Origin of the sequence: Streptococcus sp. E17BB, from assembly GCF_041807725.1 — a bacterium.
GTDB lineage: Bacteria > Bacillota > Bacilli > Lactobacillales > Streptococcaceae > Streptococcus > Streptococcus entericus.
The window spans coordinates 1-6,448 of sequence record NZ_JBGTZC010000061.1; the positions used below are offsets into that span (position 1 = coordinate 1).

At 45.7% G+C, this 6,448-nt stretch carries 9 protein-coding genes and 3 pseudogenes; all 12 read right to left on the reverse strand.

Annotated elements, in window-relative coordinates; genetic code table 11:
- Positions 1-205, reverse strand: a pseudogene (locus ACERC7_RS10255) (IS3 family transposase); the annotation flags it as partial.
- Positions 206-288: 83 nt separating this feature from the next.
- Positions 289-357, reverse strand: a pseudogene (gene rpmG / locus ACERC7_RS10260) (50S ribosomal protein L33); the annotation flags it as partial.
- A gap of 61 nt (positions 358-418) precedes the next feature.
- Positions 419-808 (reverse strand): DUF4430 domain-containing protein, encoded by a 390-nt coding sequence (locus ACERC7_RS10265; RefSeq protein ID WP_373660648.1) that lies wholly within the window; start codon positions 806-808, stop codon positions 419-421.
- 12 nt (positions 809-820) lie between these two features.
- On the reverse strand, positions 821-1,327 hold the full coding sequence (locus ACERC7_RS10270; RefSeq protein WP_373659127.1) for an ECF transporter S component: 507 nt from the start codon (positions 1,325-1,327) through the stop codon (positions 821-823).
- Positions 1,327-2,439, reverse strand: coding sequence for a 5-methyltetrahydropteroyltriglutamate--homocysteine S-methyltransferase (locus ACERC7_RS10275; protein ID WP_373666878.1), 1,113 nt, complete (start codon positions 2,437-2,439; stop codon positions 1,327-1,329). The genes ACERC7_RS10270 and ACERC7_RS10275 overlap by 1 nt, the downstream gene beginning before the upstream one ends.
- A 17-nt stretch (positions 2,440-2,456) precedes the next feature.
- A pseudogene (locus ACERC7_RS10280) lies at positions 2,457-3,583 on the reverse strand (5-methyltetrahydropteroyltriglutamate--homocysteine S-methyltransferase).
- A 363-nt stretch (positions 3,584-3,946) separates the two neighbouring features.
- Positions 3,947-4,327, reverse strand: coding sequence for a DUF2200 domain-containing protein (locus ACERC7_RS10285; protein ID WP_373660645.1), 381 nt, complete (start codon positions 4,325-4,327; stop codon positions 3,947-3,949).
- Entirely contained in the window at positions 4,305-4,664 is a 360-nt protein-coding gene (locus ACERC7_RS10290) for a Spx/MgsR family RNA polymerase-binding regulatory protein (RefSeq protein WP_373666879.1), read from the reverse strand. Before ACERC7_RS10290 ends, ACERC7_RS10285 begins: the two co-directional genes overlap by 23 nt.
- A 31-nt stretch (positions 4,665-4,695) precedes the next feature.
- A complete protein-coding gene (locus ACERC7_RS10295; protein WP_373660644.1) occupies positions 4,696-5,190 on the reverse strand; it encodes a methylated-DNA--[protein]-cysteine S-methyltransferase in 495 nt (164 codons plus the stop codon).
- Positions 5,187-5,459 (reverse strand): DUF6440 family protein, encoded by a 273-nt coding sequence (locus ACERC7_RS10300; protein ID WP_373660643.1) that lies wholly within the window; start codon positions 5,457-5,459, stop codon positions 5,187-5,189. The genes ACERC7_RS10295 and ACERC7_RS10300 overlap by 4 nt, the downstream gene beginning before the upstream one ends.
- A 244-nt stretch (positions 5,460-5,703) precedes the next feature.
- Positions 5,704-6,210 carry an N-acetyltransferase family protein gene (locus ACERC7_RS10305; protein ID WP_373659121.1) on the reverse strand — a complete coding sequence of 169 codons (507 nt, stop codon included), beginning with the start codon at positions 6,208-6,210 and terminating at the stop codon, positions 5,704-5,706.
- A 131-nt stretch (positions 6,211-6,341) separates the two neighbouring features.
- Positions 6,342-6,448: LPXTG cell wall anchor domain-containing protein (locus tag ACERC7_RS10310; protein ID WP_373666721.1), on the reverse strand; the 107-nt coding region annotated here is incomplete at its 5' end.

A 6,448-nucleotide genomic window follows, 5' to 3' on the forward strand; every position in this document is an offset into this window, starting at 1 on the left:
TATCCATGATTTCTTGTTTTAACTCGGGAGGATAATACGTATTTTTACCCTTTCTAACAATCTCGACTCCATACCTATCCATAAGCTTTACTATATATTTGAGGTTGGAAATCTGAATATCGTAAGCTTGGCTAAGTTGGGGCCACGTCAGCCCTTTATTTCTTAGCTCATAGAGATTTAATTTATCTTCGTAGCTCAATTTCATAAAAAAGCACCCCATTCGTTAGATTATCTGTCTAACTTTTGGGGTGCGGTTCAAGAAGGAAGCTGGGCTTTTTGTAGATTGTCTTATTTAACTTCAGTAAAAATCACGTGCTTACGCAATTTTGGTGAGTATTTTTTCAACTGAAGACGGTCTNATTTCGTCAAGTATTACACAACCTTAAAAAATCGCACCGATCGGGTGCGATAAAACGATTTAAAATTTTTCTTGGTAAAATTCAATCACATCCCCGGCTTTTGGTGTCAGTTCTGCCGCAGATTTATCTGCCATCACATCGTTGACCTTGTACATCCAGTAAAGTTTAGCAGCTTCGTCTTGCTTAACACCGTCAATGGCCGTAACAAAGCCATCGGTTTCTTCAACATCGTGATGAGCTTTCAAGAGGTCAAGTACTGTCTCGCCCTCTTTGAGTGGAACCGATTGTTCTGTCTGTGTTTCGCCAGTCTTCACGACCAGCTGTACCATTTGTTCTGACACCTGACTTGTTGTTGGTATCGTTTTTTCTTGTTCCAATCGCACAGCTGCACAGCCTGTCAAACTGAGCACTGCCATCAAGGCAAGGATAGATGATAGTCGTTTTTTCATGGGAGGTCTCCTTTAGTGGGTTAGTTGCTCTAGTCGAGCAAAAATAGTAACAATAATCGGATAAAATAAGGCTGTTGAGATCGCATGCGCCAGGTTAAAACTAATACCGTTGAGCAGATAAGCCCAGATTGGCATTTGGTAGAACAAGGCAGACACACTATCAATCACCAGACCGTATAAAATCCCCATCAGCCCAGCCAGAACGGATTGAGCAACTCCTCTTATTGTAGCAGATTTTAAAGACTTTGTTAAGGGGTAGCACAGCATTTTCCACAAAAATAGAACCACCCCGTAGGCCAGTAGCTGCCAGAGCACCCAAGGACCAAAACCAAAAATAAAGGAGGTGACCACCATGGTCAATGCCATCACCATCAGGCTATCTGCTAGACCTAGGGTAATGGATAGGACGAGAAATATGGCGGTGATTGGTTTGATGTTTGGAAAAGCGCCAAAAGCGTAGCGAAGCGCTACGCTAAGGGCTGATAGTAAAGCAATTTGAGCCAGACGACGGGTATTCATTAGCCCCAAACCTCATCGATGACCTCTTTGACCAGTTTCAGCTTGTTCCACTGGTCCTCATCAGTCAAAATGCTTCCTTCTTCTGTTGAGGCAAAACCACATTGGGTTGCCAACCAGAGCTGTTCCAACGGGATATGCTGGCTAGATTCCTTGATGCGGGCAATCAGCTGCTCTTTGTCTTCCAGTTTACCGTCCTTAGTCGTCACAAGACCTAGGACAGCCACCTTGTCAGGGTTTTTGAACTCTGCTAGCGGTTCAAAGCCACCAGAACGGTCGTTGTCATACTCTAGGAAATAGGCTGTCGCATTTTCACGACCAAAGAGGGTTTCCGCTACTGGGGTATAAGGGCCAGAAGTCAGATAGGTGGATTGGTAATTGCCTCGGCAAACGTGAGTATTGATTTGCAGGTCTTCTGGCAGGTCAACGATGGCGGTATTATTGATTCGCAAGAAATTCTCTCTCAAGAAATCTTTGTCCACGCCTTTAATGACAGACTGGAAGAACTCATCGTCCATGATAGCTCCCCAAGTACAATCATCCAACTGAATGGTGCGAGCCCCTTCGTCATAAAAAGCTAGAATAGCCTGACGATAAGCCGCTGCTAAGTCCTGTGCTAGATCAGCTGGGTTGGGGTAAACTGCTAAAGCCTTCTCGAGATTGCTACCGCGCTGCAATTCAATCAAACACTGGGCTGGGGCTGGAATAGTCAGCTTAGCCTCTACTCCTCGTTCATCAGCGAGCTGTTTGATAAAGCGGTAGTGTTGGATAAAGGGATGAGTTGCTTTGTTAAAGCTGATTTTACCAGTGACAATCGCCGAGTCGTCATTGGTCTCGACACCAGCAAAATATAGCCCCTCACCGTACTGAGACCGCTCAATGCCCTCAAATCCCCAGAAGAAATCCACATGCCAGTTGGCACGACGGAATTCGCCATCCGTGATTTTCTCAAGACCGACCGCCACCTGCTTATCGACCAACTCAGTAATTAAACGATCCTCGATAGCCGTCAGCTCTTCTTGACTGATTTCGCCCGCGGCAAACTGGGCTCTAGCTGTTTTTAATTCTTCAGGACGCAAAAAGCTCCCAACGTGCTCAAAATATTTTTTTGTCATCTGTAATTCCTCCTGTCCTATCCCCAAACCTCGTCAATAACCTCTTTGACCAGTTTCAGCTTATTCCACTGGTCCTCATCAGTCAGGATATTGCCTTCTTCCGTTGAGGCAAAGCCACACTGGGTAGAAATCCAGAGCTGCTCCAGCGAGATATACTGACTAGCTTCCTTGATGCGCTCAATGAGCGCTGCCTTGTCTTCTAATTCTGGGAATTTTGAAGTAATCAACCCCAATACCGCAACCTTTTCAGGGTCTTTGAATTCTGCCAATGGTTCAAAACCACCTGAACGTTCGTTGTCGAACTCAAGGAAGTAGGTCTTTGCTGCTTCGTCCGCAAAAGTTCCTTAGCAATTGGGTTGTAGCCCCCTTGAGAAGCCCAGGTTGAGTGGTAATTCCCACGACACACATGGGTATTGACCAAAAGCCCAGCCGGCACATGCTCATAGACGTCATTATTAAGGGTTAAAAATAGCTGAGCAAGGCTCTCACGCACCTCATCCTTTGTTTGTCCTTGAAGGGCACCCCAAGCCGTTAAGAAGTTGTCATCAACCAAGACACCCCAGGTACAGTCATCGACCTGCAGGGTCTTGAGACCAGCTACAACCAAATCATTGATCACTTGTAAATAAGCTGCCTGGATATCTCGACGCAACTCCTCAACATCAGGGTAAATCTCTTGTAACTTGGCCACATGCTCAGCATCACGAATCAACTCAAAATAGAACTGAGAAGGAGCTGGAATGGTGTATTTGGCTTCGACACCTCGTCCCTCAACCAGCTGAGCCAGAAATTTGTAGTGCTCAACAAACGGATGGTTGTGCCCGGTGATTTTCCCAGAAAGGATGGCCGAGTCAGCCTTGGTCGTCTCGTCATGGAACTTATAGCCCTCGGCTGCCTGGATATGGTCGATACCATTAAATCCCCAGAAAAAATCCAAGTACCAGTAAAGCCAACGGAACTCACCGTCTGTGACTTTTTCCAAGCCAGCCGAAATCTGCTTATCGACGAGTTCTGTGATGGCCTCATCTTCAATCGCTGTAAGCTCCTCAGCAGAAATTTTACCTGCTGTAAACTCTTAGCGAGCTACTCTCAACGCCTCTGGTCGCAAAAAACTACCAACATGTTCAAAGTATTTTTTTACAATTTCATCTCTCCCTTTTTGGTTAATGTTTAAGATGAATTTATTATAACAGACAAAAAATAGTTTGCATAATAGTCTTTTTATGGAGCTGGTTATAGTTTTTAGCTATAACTAAAATGCGAGCCTTCAACCAAGAGCCTTAGCTGCTCTGGCAGGATTACTTTTCAAGTATAAATAAATTGAGGTTGGGACAAAAGTCCTAACCTCTCAAGTGATTTTTAATTTTCAAGCAAGGCACAATGGTCGAGTTGGCTCTAATTCGTTGATTTTATCAGTTTTTACAGCTCTACTCAACTGTGCGGAGGTGGACTAACGACTCATCGAATTCTGACGAATGACCGATTTTTGTCCCACTCTCAATTTTTATTATTTAGCGGTGTACTTAGCCAATGTTTCTTCCACCGTTTTTCCCTTGGCCAGCCAGTCCACCAACTTGTCCAAACGACGAATTTCCTGCATAAGAGGATCTGTAATCTCCTCAATCTGCACCCCACAAATCTTGCCAGTAATCAAAGTGCGGTCTGGATGGTAGGCAGGAGCCTGTCTAAAGACATCACCAAAGGTTACTTCTGATTGACGAAAATCGCTCACTTCTTCCATGCTATAGCCTGTCAACCAAGCGGTCACTCGGGCGACATCAGCACCTGCATGGCCTTTTCGCTCCACCTTATTGACCAAGGCTTGGTAGACCGAAGCAAAACTCATCTGGTAGATACGGCTCATCTTACTGCACCCCCAATTCTTCATAAGATGTTTTGTAGCCGATTTGCAGGATTTTCCCATCCTTGATGAGGAGTGGTCTCTTGATCAACATGCCATCTGCCGCTAGCAAAGCCAAGGCTTCTTCCTCCGTCAGACTGTCAAAACGATCTTTGAGCCCCAAGGTACGGTAACTGTTGCCAGAGGTATTAAAGTATTTCTTTAGCTCCAATCCAGTCGCTGCCATCCATTCCTTGAGCTGGCTTGCTGTCGGAGGTGTTGCCTTGATGTCAATGGCTTCAAACGCCACACCCAGCTGGTTCAGCTCTTTCTTAGCAGCCTTACAGGTACTGCATTTAGGGTATTCATAGTAGAGATAGGTCATGATATTTCCTTTCTGTTGTCTCATAGCCGAGCTAGTCAGTTGATTTGGAGATCCTTTCTTCATGTGCCAACAGCCAACTTTTTCGCTCCAAGCCTCCTGCGTAACCCGTCAAACTCCCATCACTTCCTAATATACGGTGACAGGGAATGAAGATGGACAGAGGATTTTTCCCAACTGCTCCACCAACAGCTTGGCTAGAGCGGCATTGCAGGCGGTCTGCTAAGGCCTTATAAGTACAGGTCTGTCCATAGGGAATGGTTGCCAACTCCGACCAAACCCGCTGTTGAAAAGCAGTACCTTGAGGAGATAAGGGAACAGCTACTTCGAGCACCTCGCCTGCAAAGTAGCTCTCCAGCCATTCCACTGCCTGCAGAAGGATGACAGAATCTCCCATTTCTACAGGCTCTTTTATCCCTCGCTCAAAGTGAGCTTGCCCCAGAAACCAAGCGCCGACTAAGCCTGTCTCATCAGCTACCAAAGAAAGTTCACCGATGGGCGACACATAGCAAGCTTTGACAAGAGTCACGGGCGCACCTTTGGCTTGCCTTCTGCGTTTAAAAGCGGCGTCAGCCCATGTCCATTTGACAGATACTCTACGCCTGTCTCCTTGTCTACCAGCACACTATAGGTTCCCACCAAACTATCACTAGGAACTGTAAAGTAGGTGACTTCAAACCGGTCCCGAAGAGCCTCTCTAGCCTTCTTGCGCGCCTCTTTCTCCACACGCTTGCTTTCCTTTTCGTCTATTCCTCCAAACAACATCTGTCTGCTCCTTTTTTTAATTTCTTCATTCATAAGACTATCCTGTGGGTAAATCGCAGCCAAAGCTACTACTCGAGAGTGCTATCGCTGACACGGTAATTTTCTTGAGTGCTAACCAGCAGACCTGCTGGAAGTTTGTGAGTGAATACTTGTGTAGTAGACCGCCACTCTGCTTATCTGTCCAGAAGTTTATTTACCCTAGTCTAAATCTAATGAATTGTAACTATGCCAAAAGACCGTTATACTGGTCAAATGGATCAGCCATAGGCAAAGACCATCACCCTTTTTCTGAAGCTACCTTTTCGTAAGCCAGCCGTTCACCATCTGGTAACTGAGCAATACCTACCTGTTGAAATCCTAGCTTGGTAAAAATATGCTGCATCGCTTTATTGGCAGGATGGGTATCCGCACGAAAGGTTTTGGTTTGACGGACTTCCATCAAACCTTCCAAGAGGGCCAAGATGACTCCTTGCCCACGAAAGGCCTCCGCGACCGCTATCCGATGAAAGGTAAGATAATCAGTTTTATCAGGCTGTCTCCAACTCCCTGTCAATAGACAGTCATAAGCTAGCTCATGACCCATCATGGCAACATAGGCTGCTACTCGACCGTCTACCACAGCAACTTGACCATAGCCTTGCAAGATATCCTCAACAATGATTTCACGGTCAGGATAAGCGCCCTGCCATTGGTCACTCCCATAGCCAGCGATATGGCGTCTCGCATCGCCAATAATTTCCATGATTTGATTAACTTCACTCGGGAAAGCCAGTCTAATGTCCACAATATCCTCCTTTGAAACTACTGCTTTGAATAGCTATCTTTTTTTATTATAACATAATTGAGGTTTTCTAACTTAAATGTGTATTTGCTAAAAAACTAGACTGGCTCATGACTAATCTAGTTTTTATTAACTTACCTAGCTCGTCTTCTCAGTCCGGCTAAGCCTAGGGCTGATAAGAGGGCTGTTGCGCCGACAGCAGCTAGAGCTGTGTGAACATCGCCTGTTGCAGGGAGTCCCT